The organism is Halorubrum sp. BV1 (assembly GCF_000746205.1).
Classification (GTDB): Archaea; Halobacteriota; Halobacteria; order Halobacteriales; family Haloferacaceae; genus Halorubrum.
In genome coordinates, this window is the sequence record NZ_JQKV01000005.1 from 12,641 (window position 1) to 27,727 (window position 15,087).

At 59.4% G+C, this 15,087-nt stretch carries 12 protein-coding genes and 2 pseudogenes; 6 read left to right on the forward strand and 8 right to left on the reverse strand.

Annotated elements, in window-relative coordinates; translation table 11 throughout:
• Positions 1-97 precede the first annotated feature (97 nt).
• From EP28_RS08735 to thiC, 7 genes are all read right to left on the reverse strand, one after another.
• Positions 98-571 (reverse strand): DUF7970 domain-containing protein, encoded by a 474-nt coding sequence (locus EP28_RS08735; RefSeq protein WP_049983659.1) that lies wholly within the window; start codon positions 569-571, stop codon positions 98-100.
• Positions 571-1,563 carry a ParA family protein gene (locus EP28_RS08740; protein WP_049983660.1) on the reverse strand — a complete coding sequence of 331 codons (993 nt, stop codon included), beginning with the start codon at positions 1,561-1,563 and terminating at the stop codon, positions 571-573. The genes EP28_RS08735 and EP28_RS08740 overlap by 1 nt, the downstream gene beginning before the upstream one ends.
• A 799-nt stretch (positions 1,564-2,362) precedes the next feature.
• A complete protein-coding gene (bioD, locus tag EP28_RS08745; protein WP_049983661.1) occupies positions 2,363-3,022 on the reverse strand; it encodes a dethiobiotin synthase in 660 nt (219 codons plus the stop codon).
• Entirely contained in the window at positions 3,019-4,221 is a 1,203-nt protein-coding gene (locus EP28_RS08750; protein WP_049983662.1) for an aminotransferase class I/II-fold pyridoxal phosphate-dependent enzyme, read from the reverse strand. The genes bioD and EP28_RS08750 overlap by 4 nt, the downstream gene beginning before the upstream one ends.
• A gap of 15 nt (positions 4,222-4,236) precedes the next feature.
• Positions 4,237-5,283: a (S)-8-amino-7-oxononanoate synthase BioU gene (locus EP28_RS08755; protein WP_049983663.1), complete on the reverse strand. Its 1,047-nt coding sequence runs from the start codon at positions 5,281-5,283 to the stop codon at positions 4,237-4,239.
• Between the two features lie 21 nt (positions 5,284-5,304).
• Entirely contained in the window at positions 5,305-6,420 is a 1,116-nt protein-coding gene (bioB, locus tag EP28_RS08760) for a biotin synthase BioB (protein WP_049983664.1), read from the reverse strand.
• 631 nt (positions 6,421-7,051) lie between these two features.
• On the reverse strand, positions 7,052-8,500 hold the full coding sequence (gene thiC, locus EP28_RS08765) for a phosphomethylpyrimidine synthase ThiC (RefSeq protein ID WP_049983665.1): 1,449 nt from the start codon (positions 8,498-8,500) through the stop codon (positions 7,052-7,054).
• A 404-nt stretch (positions 8,501-8,904) separates the two neighbouring features.
• Between thiC and EP28_RS08770 the strand changes: the two genes are divergently transcribed.
• From EP28_RS08770 to EP28_RS08790, 5 genes are all read left to right on the forward strand, one after another.
• Positions 8,905-10,581: a transposase gene (locus EP28_RS08770; RefSeq protein ID WP_080506105.1), complete on the forward strand. Its 1,677-nt coding sequence runs from the start codon at positions 8,905-8,907 to the stop codon at positions 10,579-10,581.
• A 496-nt stretch (positions 10,582-11,077) separates the two neighbouring features.
• The gene (locus tag EP28_RS08775; RefSeq protein ID WP_080506107.1) at positions 11,078-11,659 is read left to right on the forward strand and encodes a DUF7342 family protein; all 582 of its coding nucleotides are present in this window, start codon (positions 11,078-11,080) and stop codon (positions 11,657-11,659) included.
• Positions 11,660-11,759: 100 nt separating this feature from the next.
• The gene (locus EP28_RS08780; protein WP_196219627.1) at positions 11,760-12,455 is read left to right on the forward strand and encodes a nucleotidyltransferase domain-containing protein; all 696 of its coding nucleotides are present in this window, start codon (positions 11,760-11,762) and stop codon (positions 12,453-12,455) included.
• Complete coding sequence (locus tag EP28_RS08785) at positions 12,448-12,957, forward strand: DUF8154 family protein (protein ID WP_174955904.1); 510 nt, start codon at positions 12,448-12,450, stop codon at positions 12,955-12,957. Before EP28_RS08780 ends, EP28_RS08785 begins: the two co-directional genes overlap by 8 nt.
• A 27-nt stretch (positions 12,958-12,984) precedes the next feature.
• Positions 12,985-14,235, forward strand: coding sequence for a phage integrase SAM-like domain-containing protein (locus EP28_RS08790; protein WP_049983667.1), 1,251 nt, complete (start codon positions 12,985-12,987; stop codon positions 14,233-14,235).
• A 35-nt stretch (positions 14,236-14,270) separates the two neighbouring features.
• On the opposite strand, the pseudogene EP28_RS14750 reads toward EP28_RS08790, so the two are convergent.
• Positions 14,271-14,811: pseudogene (locus EP28_RS14750) on the reverse strand (hypothetical protein); the annotation flags it as partial.
• Here EP28_RS14750 and EP28_RS08800 point away from each other — a divergent pair.
• Positions 14,800-15,021 (forward strand): annotated as a pseudogene (locus EP28_RS08800) (Lrp/AsnC ligand binding domain-containing protein); the annotation flags it as partial. The pseudogenes EP28_RS14750 and EP28_RS08800 overlap by 12 nt on opposite strands.
• Positions 15,022-15,087: the final 66 nt, after the last annotated feature.

Sequence of the window (15,087 nt, forward strand, 5' to 3'; positions counted from 1 at the left end):
TATCCGCTATTCCCCCCCTCTATATCGAGCGACTGTTTTAGGTTGAACTCTGAATAAAACCTCAGCAGTCCCGGGGTGAAAGTGAAAGACGCCGGTGCTAATCGAGTTCGCCGTACCCGTCCTCACGCATCAATTCTGCCACCTCTTCGACGTTGTTGAACGCCGCGAGAAGCGCATACTCGCGAGCATCCGTCTTCGCGATGTCATCGGCCCCCAATTCCGACGCGAGTTGACTCCGAAACTCCGATTCCTGGGAGACGACCTCGTCGCGTGCGAACAATTCCAGACGGTTGTCTCGCTCGTCTCCGACGTTGCTCCGACGCACGAAGTATGGGTACCTCGACGAACCCTCGCTGGAATTTGACTTCGTTTCCTCCGTGGCCGTCGATGCACCCGGTCGTCCTGCATCATCTCCATTCGGGCCATCGACCGTCACGTCGGTCTCCTCCTCGGTGCTGGTTGCTTCGGACTCTTCGTGTTCCTCGCTAGACTCGGGTTCTGGACTCTTGTCCGAGTCGTCGTCCTCTTCTCCGAAATCGAGGTTGCCAGACCCCTTCTTCATACCCCCCATCAGTTAGTCACCTCAGGCTCTTCACCGAATGAGGGGCGGAGAGTCACATTCTCGTGGTCCTGAATCTCTAGCGTGAGCTCTTCTGGGATGTCCGCATCGAACGTCTCTGTCCCGATGAAGTACGCCAGCGTCCAGAGATCTTCCAGGGTATCTATCTCACGGTCAGGAACGCGGCGCTGGCCCGGTTCAGAAACCATCTTGCCGTCGACCTCGTGGGTCTTCCAGCGTTCTTCGACTACCTTGAACGCCGACCCACGTGCTTCCCACATCTCGTCCATCATACTCTCGCGGTCAGCTATCGAGACTGGCGTCGCGAACTCTTCAGTCCCCTCGAACTTTTGCTGATACTGTTGGTGGGCGTTCGTCTGCCCGACGCCGCTCGGAACCACACAGGAGAGTCCGACTTGGATATCCAGTTTGTCCTCCATGCCAGTGACCAGCTGTTCTAGGCCGTCGAGACTCAGGTTCCCCTTCCCGGCTGGTTTGACAGGCGCAACGAGAGTTCGAAGGGCGTAGATCGCGTTGTAGAGGAGGTCTTCTGCACGCGCGTTCGGGTCGATGAGAACAGCATCATACTCCTTTTGGAGTTCCTCTTGTTCCCAGAGGAGGTTGTAGAGAAGCTCGAACCGCGGGTAGTCCTCTTTGTCCATCCCCTCCATCTGAGCCTCGTAGGATATCTTCTGTTCGAGATTGCTTGTGAAGTCACCGAGCATATCGTGACTCGGGACGACGTCGACGCCTTCACTGCTCGTCTTGATCAGGTCCTTGAATGGCCCCTTTGGTCGCTCCAGAATGTGACGAACGATGTTGTCTGCGTCGGGGTCGCTACGGTCTTCACCGACGTCGAAGAGGGTGGTGAGGTTCCCCTCTTGGGGGTCCAGGTCGATGACGAGAGTATCAAGACCTGCGCGCTGGAACGCATCTGCGAGGTTTCCGGTCGTAGTGGTCTTGTACGTGCCTCCTGATTCGGAGTAGACGACGAGGGATATCATACACTCCTTCTATTTGGGTGCCTGTTACATATATCTGTGTCAGACAATCGGGCCAGCAATCTGCAACAGCAGTCTGTATCAGCCATCTGTAATAGAGGTAATTTATGCTATAGTACGTCCGAGCGGCCCATATGAGTGCATTTCCCGAATATTGGAAATTAAACCCTCTGTCTGGAATTGTTGACTGTAATGGTAGTCTGTAATTTGTCTCTGGGGCCTATTGCTGTAATCTGGCACGCGACCGCGGGACGAGCTGTCTGATACAGATGGGCGTTACAGATATCTGTAACAGCCAGTAGTTACAGCCGTCCGTTACGAACATTCGGTGACGATAGCCAGCTGGGTTCTCTGTGCGGGGCAAGACGGGACAGAGGCCTGTTACAGAAATTCGGTACAGACGCTCGTCTGGAACTTCACGTCCACGGGGCCGGGGCTGACGCTGGATAGAGGCGAGATGCAGAAACCCCTTACAGACGCCTGTAACAGGCAACGTATTCTGGATTGGTTCTGAAGATGTGGATCGGTCTGCTTCAATTCTCGAGAGTTCTAATGCCGAGCAAGGGTTCAACGCCGGCGGTCGAGAGTCACTTTCGAGGGCGAGGCCTCTGTACCCGCTCTTCGTCCATCTCCAGTGGGAAAACGCCGGAGTAGGCTGTTGTAGCCGCTCAAGACCAGCTTTCTCGGGATTTCGCCGTATCTGACGCTACCAACAGAAGTTGAGACTGGTTGTCTCAATGCATACGGCTTTGAGGCGGATCAATCCCAGAATCTATCAATTCCTCTGGGTCCGTCGTAGGCGCTATTCAGGTAATACACTCGGCGGAAGGTTTTCCTTTACCGCTGTCACCGCTTCGCCCGGCGTGTCTAGGTCGAGTCCCGGCACTGTGTACACAGGCAGGTCGACCATCGATTCGAGTACGTCGGGGTTCGTCCGCTCGGCGAGCGTTTCGCCAGCGTAATCGTTGAGGACGACACCGCACACGTCAAGACCGCGCCGTTCGAGAGCCTTGACGGTCAGCGCGCTATGATTGAGCGTGCCGAGTCCCGAGCGTGCGACTACGAGCGTCGGTAACCCGAGATCGGCGGCTAGGTCGACGACCTCCATCCCCTCAGCGAGCGGCACCCGGAGACCGCCAATCCCTTCGACGATACCCGGGTCAGCAGCCTCTAGTTCGCGCCGACAACCCTGTAGGATCTCGTCGTAAGAGAGGGCGACATCTTCTACATCTGCGGCAACTGCCGGGGCAAGCGCGGGTTCGAGATAGCGCAGGCAGACACTGGCGTCCTCGCTTCCCGCGGCTTCGGCGACGAAGCCAGCGTCGTCGTCCGGTGGAAAGCCAGTCTGTGCGGGCTTGATACCGACTGCATCGCGGCCGCGGTCGCGGAGCCAGCCCACGAGGCCGGCAGTGATGACAGTCTTGCCGACACCTGTCCCGGTGCCAAGCACGAAGAAACTCATCGCAGCCCCACCTCCTCGCCGGCGGCCTCGAACGCGTCGAGACAGCGGTTGAGTTGCTCGCGCGTGTGTGCGGCTGTGGGAGCGACGCGCAGCCGTGACATCCCCACCGGAACGGTCGGCGGGCGGATGGCAGGGGCGAGCACCCCGCGGTCGCGGAGCGCTTCATCGAGCGCGACCGCATCCTCCCGGTCTCCGACCAGCACGGGCAGGATGTGGGTCTCACCGAGCACCTCGAAGCCGAGGTCCTCAAACCCCGACCGGAGGTAATCGGCGTGATTCTGGAGCGTCTGGGGCCGGTCCGTCTCCCGTGCGATACGTAGCGCCTCCTGTGCGGCACCCGCCGCAGGCGGGGAGAGCCCGGTCGAGAAGACGAACGAACGGGCCGCATTCGCCAGGTACTCGATGAGCATCTCATTCCCGGCGACGAACCCGCCCTGGGCACCGAGCGCCTTCGAGAGGGTCCCCAACTGGACATGAACCCGATCTTCGAGTCCCAGCTGACCGACCATGCCGCCGTCGTACACGCCCGTCGCGTGGGCTTCGTCGACCATCACCCACGCGCCGTGGCGCTCGGCGGCCGAACATATCATTCTGAGTGGAGCGATGTCGCCATCCATGCTGAATACCGAATCTGTCACGACCAGCCAGGATTCCTCCCCATCTGCTTCGCGGGCACGGCGATCCATGGTCGCCCGGAGGTCGCTGGCGTCACAGTGGTCGTACACCTCGATATCGGCGCCGGAGAGCCGACAGCCGTCGATGATGGAGGCATGGTTGAGTTCGTCGGAGAAGATCGCGTCGGGGGCGAGCGCCGTAATCGTCCCAATGTTGGCGGCGTACCCCGAGGAGAACGCCAGCGCACGCTCGGTTTCTTTCGATTTGACGAGTGCGTGTTCGAGCTTGCGGTGAGCGGATGTATCGCCCACGACGAGCCGGCTGGCGCCCGCGCCAGTGCCGACTTCATGGGCTGTCCGGGCGGCTGCCTCGGCCAGTCTGGCGTCTCCCGCGAGCCCGAGGTAGTCGTTGGCTGCGAACACCAGCATTTCCTCGGCATCGGCGTCGAAGGCCGGTACGTCGGCACCGGGGTCGGGCACCCGGCGAGCCCTCGGCTCGACACGGTCGACAGGAGCGAGGTCGCGACGGAGCCCACGCTCTTCCCGGGACTGGAGGCGTGCTTCGAGGTCGAACCCTCGATCCATCTGCTGCTGCACGGTTCAGAACCCGGGCATGAGCTCGGCAGGCCCGTAGACGCCGTAATCGCCGGTCCAGTTGCGGCGGACGGCAGCCTTCAGGTAGCCGAGTGCAGGGCCGTTCACGTTGGCTTCCATGCTCGTGTCGTCGTCGAGTTCGAACGTGTTGGTACCGACCTCGCCATCGAACGTGCGACCGGTGACTTTGACGGTCGTCGTTGTGGGCTTCTCGTCGTTGCGAAGGTCAAGGACGCCGCCGACGGTCACGTCCTCAGCGTCGCAGATACCCGCCCGTTCGAGAAGCACGTCGTCGGCGTGCTCCATGTCGTTGAACTCGATGACGCCGTCGTGAGCGTCGACGATTTCCTCGATCTCCTCGTCCGAAAGGGCGCGTGCCGATTCGATGTCGTAGTCGGGGAGGTGGGCGATGTCCTCGCGGACGGTGCCGCGGTTGTCCTCGTAGCCGGATTTGAGGCCGACGCCCCACCAGATTTCGACCTCCTCGATCTCGATGAACGACTGGGCGGCGAGTGCCGCCGCGCCCGTGAGGAGGCCGGGTGTCGCGCCCGCACCGCAGACAAATGTGATGCCTGATTCTTCCAGTTGTTCCTCGCGGTCGTCGAGCATGACGATGACACGTGAACGCTTGAGCACGTCGACGAGGACGCCCTCGTAGCCTGCGTTCGCGAAGCGCTCGGCGACAGTCGGAATGAAGTCGTGTTCGAGGTTCGGAAGCGCGATGAGTACCGCGTCGATGGCCTCGTGTTCGGCGATGATGTCCTCGATGGGCGTCTCCGTCGGCTCGGCCTGTGCGGAGGCGACGACGCCCTTGTCGTCGCCGTGTTCCTTGATGTCGTCACCGCCGGATTCAACGGTAGTCCCGCCGTCGGAAGCGATGTTCCCCTCCGTTGCGGCCAGCAGTTCGTCCACATCAAGGCCGTCGTGGTTGACGGCAACTCCATGGCGGTCGCAGGCTGCGATAGGGGTGAGTTCGTCTTTGTCCGCGGAGACTTCGAGTGCGCGACGGCCGATACCACCAGTGCCGAGAACGGCGAAGTTGATGTCGTTCATAGCTGTTGCTGTATCTCTGTGTTAGTCATCAGACAGTTCCGCCTTGCTCGTGGCTGTCCCGACCGCCGTACCCGCGGGGTCGGCCGAGTCGCCATCACGGGATTTCACTTCTTCCGGGTCGAAATCGTTGACCTCGGTATTGGGCTCCATGCCGGCCTGCTCCATCATCTCGATGTCGTCGCCGGGGGACTGGCCCTCGGTTGTGAGGTAGTTCCCGGTGAGGATGCCATCCGCGCCGGCCTCGAAGGGAAGGTGTTGCTCGTCCTCAGCGAAGTTGACCTCGCGACCGCCGGTGAGCCGCACTCGCGCGTGCGGGTGGAGCAGTCGGTAGACCGCGATGGTCTTGATGGTCTCCGCCGTGGAGATGAGTGCTTCCTCTCGGTCGTCGAACATCGTCCCGGCGACCGGATTGAGGATGTTGACGGGGAGCGAGGAGACCCCGATGTCCTGGAGCGCGATGGCCGCGTCCACGCGGTCGGTAGGCGATTCGCCCATGCCCAGGATAACGCCGGCACAGAGGTCCATACCGGCTTCCTTGGCGACTTCGAGCGTCTTCACGCGGTCTTCGAAGTCATGGGTCCCGACGATTTCGGGGAAGAAACGCGGCGAGGTTTCGATGTTGTGGTTGTAGTGATTGAGCCCTTCGTCCGCGAGAATCGCGGCCTCTTCTTCGGTGAGGATCCCGAGGGAGGCGTCGACTTCGACGTCGGTTTCGTCTCGTACTAAGCGGATTGCGCGGATGACGTCGTCCCACTCGTCGGGGCGTTTTTCCTTGGAGACGCCTTTCTCGGCGACGACGACGCCAAAGCGCTGGGCGCCGTCGCGTTCGGCTTGCTTGGCCGCCTTGAGAATTTGTTCGGGGTCGAGAAAGCCGTAGGTGTCGATACCAGTGTCGAAGTGGACTGACTGCGCACAGAACCCACAGTCCTCTGCGCAGTTGCCCGCCTTCGCGTTCACGATGGAACACGCGTCGACAGTGTCGTCGCCGAGCTGGGAGCGGACGTAGTCCGCTCCCTCGGCGAGGGGCTCGACCGTCTGGGCAATCAGTGCGAGTCCATCCCGGCGGTCGAGTGTCTCGCCGTCGAGTACGCGGGCGACAGCGTCGTCGACGGTGCGATTTCCTGTCTCGTAAACCACGCTAGCCAAGCCAGTTGACGAAGATATAATTCTTGGGTTTCCATTCACGGCAGTGCTCAGATAAGGATGGAGGGTGAGGCGGAGCGAGGTCGAGGCGATTGATCTTGCGGAGACAGTGAGTGCTGGCAGACCATTCCAACAGCCGATACGACGCTGGTCACCGACACAGAGCAAACAATTCAGGCTGATGCGAGTCGGCTCCGGCAAGGGTGGAGAATTTGATTTGGAATGCGGTCGAATACGGGATTGCGGACGTGCCTATGACGATTGGTGAGTTGGAGGACGGCTTCTACGTGGCAGCCGCTGGGCCGGGTATCTCTGAAGACGTAGGTGAGCAGGTGTTTGAATTGGAGGACTCAACCAACGGTGAGGGCCTGGGCTGTATATCGTCAAGCAGTTCGTTGACGCTCACGGGTGGGAGATCACCGTGACCGACAGCGACGAGGAAGGCGCACGATTCGAAATCACTAGTGTCCAGACTGATAGATAGACGCTCTGAGTCGGTCACGCTACAATGGTTGAAATAGACCGAGAGGAATCGGTAAGTACAGGATACATAGTCAGCACAGGTTTCGAAGTCGCGATCACTCGTATTGAGTGGCCCAAAAATAAATTTCAGAACTGTTGAAGGTTAATCGTCTGCGTGTGATTCTGCAGGAGTAAATGTGACACCATTGATTTCGACTTCATCAGGAACGCGACTCGTGTCATGGGTTCCAACCGGCGGGAGATTCACATCCGCAGCAGGCGAAGCGTCAAGGTTAGTCTCGTCATCAATCGAAGACATCTCACCGTCGGCATCCCGTGCGTCCTGATCAATTCGCATCGAGCAGAACTCGACACCACACATCGAGCAGAAACGAGCTTCCTTGTAGTTGTCGCCAGGCAATGTCTGATCGTGGTATTCTTGGGCACGCTCGGGATCCAGTGCGAGTTCGAATTGCCTGCGCCAATCGAACTCGTAGCGCGCTTCGGAAAGTGCATCATCCCAGTCACGTGCACCCGGAAGATCATTCGCGACGTCAGCAGCGTGGGCTGCAATCCGATAGGCTGCGAGACCGTCTCTCACGTCCTCTTCGTCAGGGAGACCGAGATGTTCCTTCGGTGTAACATAACACAACATCGCCGCTCCTGCACGAGCAGCCTCGGTCGCCCCAATCGCGCTTGTGATATGATCGTAGCCCGGCGCGACATCGGTGACTAGCGGGCCGAGGACGTAGAATGGTGCACCGTCACAGACGTCTTGTTGGCGTTCGACGTTATCGGCGATCTCGTCTATTGGGACGTGTCCGGGGCCTTCAACCATGACTTGAACGCCGTGGTCCCATGCGGTCCGAGTCAGTTCGCCGAGTGTGTCGAGTTCGGCGAACTGGGCTTCGTCGCTCGCATCTGCGAGACAACCGGGACGGAGGCCATCGCCCAATGAGAACGTCACGTCGTGTTCCGCGAAGATTTCGCAGATTTCCTCGAATTTCGTGTACAGCGGGTTCTGCATCCCATTCTCTTCGATCCACTGGGCTAATATAGACCCCCCTCGCGAGACGATTCCAGTCTTTCGGCCGTCTGTCAGTGGAAGATGTTCCATCAGCACGCCTGCATGGATAGTCATATAATCGACGCCCTGCCTGGCTTGCTTCTCGATAATGTCGAGCAGCAGTTCGTGGGTGATCTCGGCGGGACTGTCAACACGCTTGACAGCCTCGTAAATCGGGACGGTTCCGACCGGCACGGGTGAATGCTCGATATTAGCGCTACGGATGTCATCAAGATCCTCGCCGGTTGAAAGGTCCATCACAGTGTCGGCACCATAGTGGACCGCAGTGTGGAGTTTCTGGAGTTCGCCTTCGATACCACTAGTCGTGTCGCTATTGCCAATGTTCGCGTTGACCTTTGTAGAAAATTCCCGTCCGATAATCATCGGGTCAAGCGATTCGTGCGCATGATTGTTCGGAATGACGGCTTGTCCGTCGGCAACCTGCTGTCGAACAAAGTCCGGATCACAGTTTTCGCGCTCGGCAACTCGTTTCATAGCAGATGTGATTTCGCCTGCTTTGGCCAGCTGGATCTGAGTCTTTGCCATCAATAACCAAGTTATACTACTAAGTAATATAGCCTATGGGAAGGACGACTTGTATTCGCCACTCTGTAGCGGAGTGAGATTTGAGTAAAACTACTTTCTGCGAGCGTGTCATAGAAAAGTTCACGCACAGTTTCTTTCGGGGTAGTAACTAGCGAATCTCCTGCTAAACTCTCCCGCACACCGACCTCTTGCTGCAGTCGCTCGCGTTGCTCGCTCCTTGGAAAAAGCTCGACCAAAAGCCTGCGAGCCTCCCGATGGTCGGCTCTTGGCCTCGCCTTCGGCGAGCGAACCGGCGACCTTCCGGGTCCTCCGGACCGCTCGGTCGCCGGACAGCTGCGGTAACTAGATCCTCTATACTGATCAGTTAGACGGATTCTTGGCCGGGTCGTGGCCAGTATCTCGTAGTGGTTGCGACCTGGGAGTCACAGCGCACGGTCTTTCGACGAATCGCTCAACAGCCGTACGTCCAGTGGCCAGTCTATGATTTGACGCCGTTGTACGATCAAACCTCACTCGCCGGATTAGAATCGGATATTCAAATCGTCTCGGAAGTCTGGTTTACTCACCACGAACACGACTCACTGGAGCAGTTCATCTGCACACTCCCAATAGCCTACTTCAGATTCGAGGCCCACGACCGCTACAGAAGATCGACATGCTACGAGATGGATACCCTCTTTCGTGTGTTCATGCTGAAAGAACTCCACGGATGGAAGAACGAAACAGCACTCCTCGAGTACCTTGATAGCCATCCCGAACTTTGTGAACGCCTAGAGTTGGGGACGGTTCCCGATCAATCGACACTGTGGCGCACATGGAACGAGCGCTTCACGCGAGATCTTCGGGACACTGTCCAGAAAGCGGCTCGAACAATCCTGATCAAAGCACAGAACGCAGGTGTCGCGGTACCACGCGAACCAGAACGAAACCTCCCGGGGCGAGGCGACGACGCTACTGAATCGGACCCAAACGACCAAGCCATCCTCGACAAGGCAGGGAAGATCACCGACCACATCAGTCGCGTCGTGTTCCCCGCGTTCTCGCTCAACCGGGGCGAGGGCTGTGAGATTCCTGAGAACGCCTACTGGGGCTTACAGACCTATCTGGGGCTCCGTGAGAACTTGGCCGCCAACGAGGGCGCTCAGAGCTTCATCCACGAGTCGACGCGTGATCGAACACCACTCGGACACGGCCACCGCGACCAGATTCGTGACCTCCCTATCGAGCAGATCCGCGAGATGTACCGACAGGCCGTCCAGCAACTCACCAACGAACTTGCGGGGACGGAGGAGTTCTTCCGAGCTGGAATCGTCGCGATCGACATCACTGAGGACGATCCCTTCACGGGCGACCGAACCGGCCACGAGGACGAGATAATCGGAACGAAGGAGAAGAACGACGAGTACGCCTACCAATGGGCGACCGTCCAGCTGGTCGGCAACGCTGTTCCGCTCGTGCTTGATGCCCGCCCAGTTCGACGAGGCGAGTCACGAAAGGAGATCGTCAAGGACCTGCTCAACTCCGCTGAAGAGCTCGTTCACGTCGATAACGTGCTAATGGACCGAGAGTTCGATAGTCAGCACCTCTTGGAGATGATTAGCCAGCGGGGACTCTCCTCTGTTGTCCCAAAGCGGATGCAGGCTAGCGAGAAAGCCCAGGCAAAACGACTCCTCCAACGGGGGCAAGACCGGTACGAGACCGACCGGAAGCTCCATCTCGGGAAGAATGAGTGGCACGAGACGACGCTGATCTACCGACGTAAAGAGAACTCTGAACACGACGATCACCGGCAGTACTCGGTGTTCATGTCCAACCGAGGTGGCGGCTTTCTCAGTGAGTACGGCCATCGGTGGGAGATTGAGAGTGGCTATCGGTCGATCAAGCGATTCATGGCTGCCACGACGTCGACGAATTTCGGACTGCGGTTCTTCTACTTCGCGTTCGCCTGTTTATTGTACTCGATTTGGCGAGCAGTCGACCTACTCGTCCAAGTCGAGTTGACGGGTGAGTACGAACACTCACCCATTGTGACGGCCGACAATACGCTGACGCTGCTGAAGAAGGAGACTGGAATTGGATAGGGCGGTACTCGGTCCGGGGCAATGCGGATTCCTGAGTGGCAACGCTGTCGGGGATCTCGGAAACTCACCGATCTGGTCGGTAGTACGACACGAGAAGATCCTCGAAAGAGGATTCGAAGCGTCCTCCCCTCACAAATTCGCCCGAAACCACGCATTACAGCCCCGCTAAACCCGCCGTAGTCTCACCTTCCAGGGCCCGAGATTTTGTATAGCGATATACGATATACAATTTCCTGTAGTGCGGAATTCCGACGGTAAGAGACTCTAGACTCCCGAATTCTTCCGGTGAGCCGAATACAGCAAGTGGTCCTGATTACTCCAATAATCACGACCACTTTGAAGTACCCCACCGCCGTCGGTGAAGCACGAATGCTGCAATCGGCTCAGAAAGACGCTTCCCCCAGGGTAGAGCCGCCAAGAACAGGGTTCGAGATTTCTCTGACTCTTTTCAGCCGAGTCCGCGGAGATGGCGAGGGCAGTCCTCGTGATAGACTAAATGCCTGTGACCTATTTTATGACACGGCACGAACGGGGTTATATGACTGGAGGTGAATCGATTTCCGAGGGTCCGATGGAACGCCAACCCACGGGTGAAGACCGGGTGCGGATGGTCGCCCGACAGGTTTCAGACCCGCGGACAGCAAACTGGATCGCCTCCGAAGCAGACTGGTCACACGGGCCGACCAAACGCGTCCTCGAACATCTCGTCGACGACGACATCCTCCACCGTGACGACACCGGGGGCCACACGACATACTTCCCCGATTATCGCCGTCAAGCGCTCACGGAGGCCATACGCCTTCGGGACAGCGACTACACCGTCGAAGACCTCACCGAACGGCTCACCGAGATGAACGCTCAGATCCGAGGATGGAAGGTCGAGTTCGATGTCGAGTCACCGAACCAACTTCGCGAGACGATCGCTGACCAGGTACTCGACGTCACCGAAGAGGATCGTCGCCGAGAGATCGCGCGTGAGTGGGAACAGCTCCAACGGCGAATCGAAATTGTGGGTTTTGCTATCCGAGAGTGGGACTTTCTAGCCCCAGCGACCGAACGCGGTGAGACCCGGAGGTGACGGACCTCGTTCTCCGCACGTCCGTTGCTGGCAGATGAATATTTAGGCTGATTCCGACTCACATATAATGTTTTTATAGTAGTGGTCCGTGATACGGCACATGAACCGCGAGACGGATAGTACGAATTCGTCTGGAGCAGCTATTTCTCTTTCAATACCCCCTTCAGATCCGACTTTATTCAAACACAAGGCGACGAGCGACGTCCTTCTCTTTTTAACAAACCACCGATTCAGTGACTTCTCACTGCGAGAACTCGCGACACAGATCGGTCACTCACACCAGTCTGTCCGACGGGCAGTAAACGTTCTCAGCGCGAACGACTTGGTCGTCGAATCGCCCGAAAGCAACCAGCGACTCGTCCAGATCAACAGACAGCGCCTGTCGATTCCAGACGATCCGATCCTCCGGATCCCCCAACCAGAGTATCATCAACCCGTCAAAGCTGCGGTTACGGAGCTTCGTGAGAACATCAACGACGTCGTCGGCATCATCCTCTATGGGAGTGTGGCTCGAGGCGAGGCTGACCGACGGAGCGATATCGATCTCTGGGTGCTAACCCGGTCTGGGCGGGCCGAAAGCCAACGAGAAGCGAACACCATTGCCCGTGACCTCGAAGACACGGAGTTCGATGGTGACCGATACGCCTACGATATCGATGTCGAGGCCGTCCAGGCGATCCCGGCGTACACCGAAGACATCCGAGAAATCGTCGTTTCAGGGATTCCGGTCTACAAGACGAATGACTTCGAAACCGTCGAGAACCTCCTCTTGGAGGAAGGAGCCTCTGATGAGTAACGGCTCGGACCCGACCGCTGTGCTCACAGCACTCGACCGCGCACAGGATGCCTTCGAGATGGTCGGACGCGGGCGAACAGCGTTCGAGGACGGGATTAGTGCCGACGAAGACTGGAAGACACAGTTGACGAAAGCGTGCCGCCTCCTCGAGGTCGTGGACACGCTCCAATCACAGGATGGGTATTACACGGCCGTCATCGAAGTCTGTTTCGGCGCGATTGAACGGTCGATCGAGGCGTACGCGCTCGCGATGACGAACGATACGCTTCAGGACTTTCAGGACCACCAGTTCAGCTACGAGCGTGCCCACCAAATTGGGCTGTTTGAGCGGGAGACTGCAGAGGCGATGAAGGACCTCTACAGCGAGAACCGGACAGAGAGTTATTACGGCGGGGGGCGTCCAACCGAAGAGCAGGCGGAAGCAATGACTGACCTCGCCGGCGCTGTCCATCAGTTCGCAGTGAGCCAGATTCGGGAAGGCGGCGTCTGTCTGTGTGACTGACTACGTTCAACAGTTCAGGAGAGCACTATGGACCGGAATACACCGACGGAACGGACGCCATTGACCTCACTCTCCGAGTCGTTCGAGCGCTACCTCCAGGACAAGGGGAAAGGCCGTGGAGGCGACGGCGGGAATTATCGACGCAACGCCGCCCGCGAACTCGAGCGGTTCGCCGAGTGGGCCGCCGGCGACCGCGGGGGCGACGACTGGACCGGGATCGTCCCCGACGACGTCGACCGCGACCCCACTTTCGAGGACCTCGACGAACGCGTGTTCCGGGAGTACGCCCGGCATCTCGCCGGCGATCGAGGACTCAAACAGAACACGGTACAAACCTACTATCGCTATATCTCTGCGTGGTGTGGCTGGTGCGTCAACGAGGGATATCTTGAGGCCCACTACGCGCAGCGAGCGAGTGCGATGGCGCCGCTGCCGGAGGACGACGGCCGCAAGCCCGGCGACCAGCAGGCCTGGACGTCCGAACAGCGCCACGCCCTCACCCGCCACGTCGACGAACGGGCTCGCGACGCCGTCGAAGCGTACACGACACTCCTAGAGGATACTGACCCCCTCGACAAGCAGCGAGCGCGCTACGCGGCGCTGAAGGCGGCTCGTGACCGGGCGCTGGTGTTCGTCCTCGCGTACACCGCCGTTCGGGTCGGTGAACTTCTCCGGGACCCGAACGATCCGCGTCGACGTGGCGTCCGCTGGGAGGACCTCTCGCTTGACGAGGGGAGTATGGACGTCTACCGGAAGAAACAACAGTGGGACGCCGCCAGTCTCCCCGATCCGGTGATCTCGCCGCTGCGGAGCTATCGTCGGCTTATGGACCCACCAACTGAGCGCTGGCCGGTGTTCCCGACGTTCGACCAACGGACGCTTGCAGGGCTCGTCCGGGAAGAGCTAGCCGAACGAGGGGAACATCCGGAGGCAATCGCCGAACGCCGTGCGGAGTACGCTCGCGACCTCCTCCTGGCGCTTGAGGAGGACATTCGGCCGCCGTCGATCACGACGGACGGCGCACGGTCGATTCTTCAGCGGCTCTCGGAGACCGCAGAGATCGATATCGACCATCCGAAACACGATTATCTTGCTCCGCACGGTGGTCGGCGTGGGATGGGTGAAGTGCTCGTTCGAGCATTCGGATATACTGTCGCCGCCCGGTATCTCGATAATTCGGAGGAAATGGTCCGTGAGCGGTACTCGCATATCGAGGCCGGCGAACTGGGGGATGTCGCCACCGAGGCGCTCAACGAGATCGACAGTATACCCCGGTAACTCGTATTTCGAGTACGAAGGATACACCGCCGCGTTCACACCGCGTCGACGGTGAACACCGAGTCGTCGCTGAGAACGACTTGCACGCGGCGGTGCCAGGCGTCAGCGAAGGCCTCCCGTTGCTGGTCGCTTGCCGATCCGTCGAGAATCCCCTGGAGGTTCCCGATCGCGGGTCACCGCCAGGAACGTCGCTGACGTGGTAGGCCACTTCGACGGTCTCGTCCGTGTCGGTTCGCCGGAATCGGAACGTCAGCTCCGCCGTGTCCGGGTCGAATGCGTCGAAGACGAGGAGGTCGCGGCGGCCGCCGTAGCCGCCGGCGAGCCCGTTGAATCCATCATCGTCGGTCGCGCAGTCACGTACGAGATGATGCGGCTCATCACGCCGTACGCAGCATCGTCCTGCGGGCCGGCCGCCTGCACCTTGGTTTCGCTCCGAACTGGAAAGTCGTCGGGATACAGGGCGTCGAGCCCGAACCGGACGATCCGGTAGGCGTTCGAGGCAGTCGGACAGGAGTGTCCCGCCTCTTCCACTACATTTCTATAGGTGGTGACGAACGGGTCGTCCGGTTCGAGGACGCGCTCGAACGCCTCCGCGGCATCGACGGCGTGCGCGAGATCCACCTCACCACCGGCGAGTGGGACATCATCCTCCGCGTCGTCGCGGCCGACACGGACCGGCTCCGGGAGCTGATGTTCGAGCGGATCGCGGAGACCGAGGGGTTCTCGCGCTCGCAGACGATGGTGATTCTCGGCACCGACTACGAGCAGCCCGGGCCGCCGCTGTAGCGGAGCGCGTGGCGCCGCCGCCCGCGCTACGGGACCGGAACGCTCAACTCGGGACCTCCCCGAACG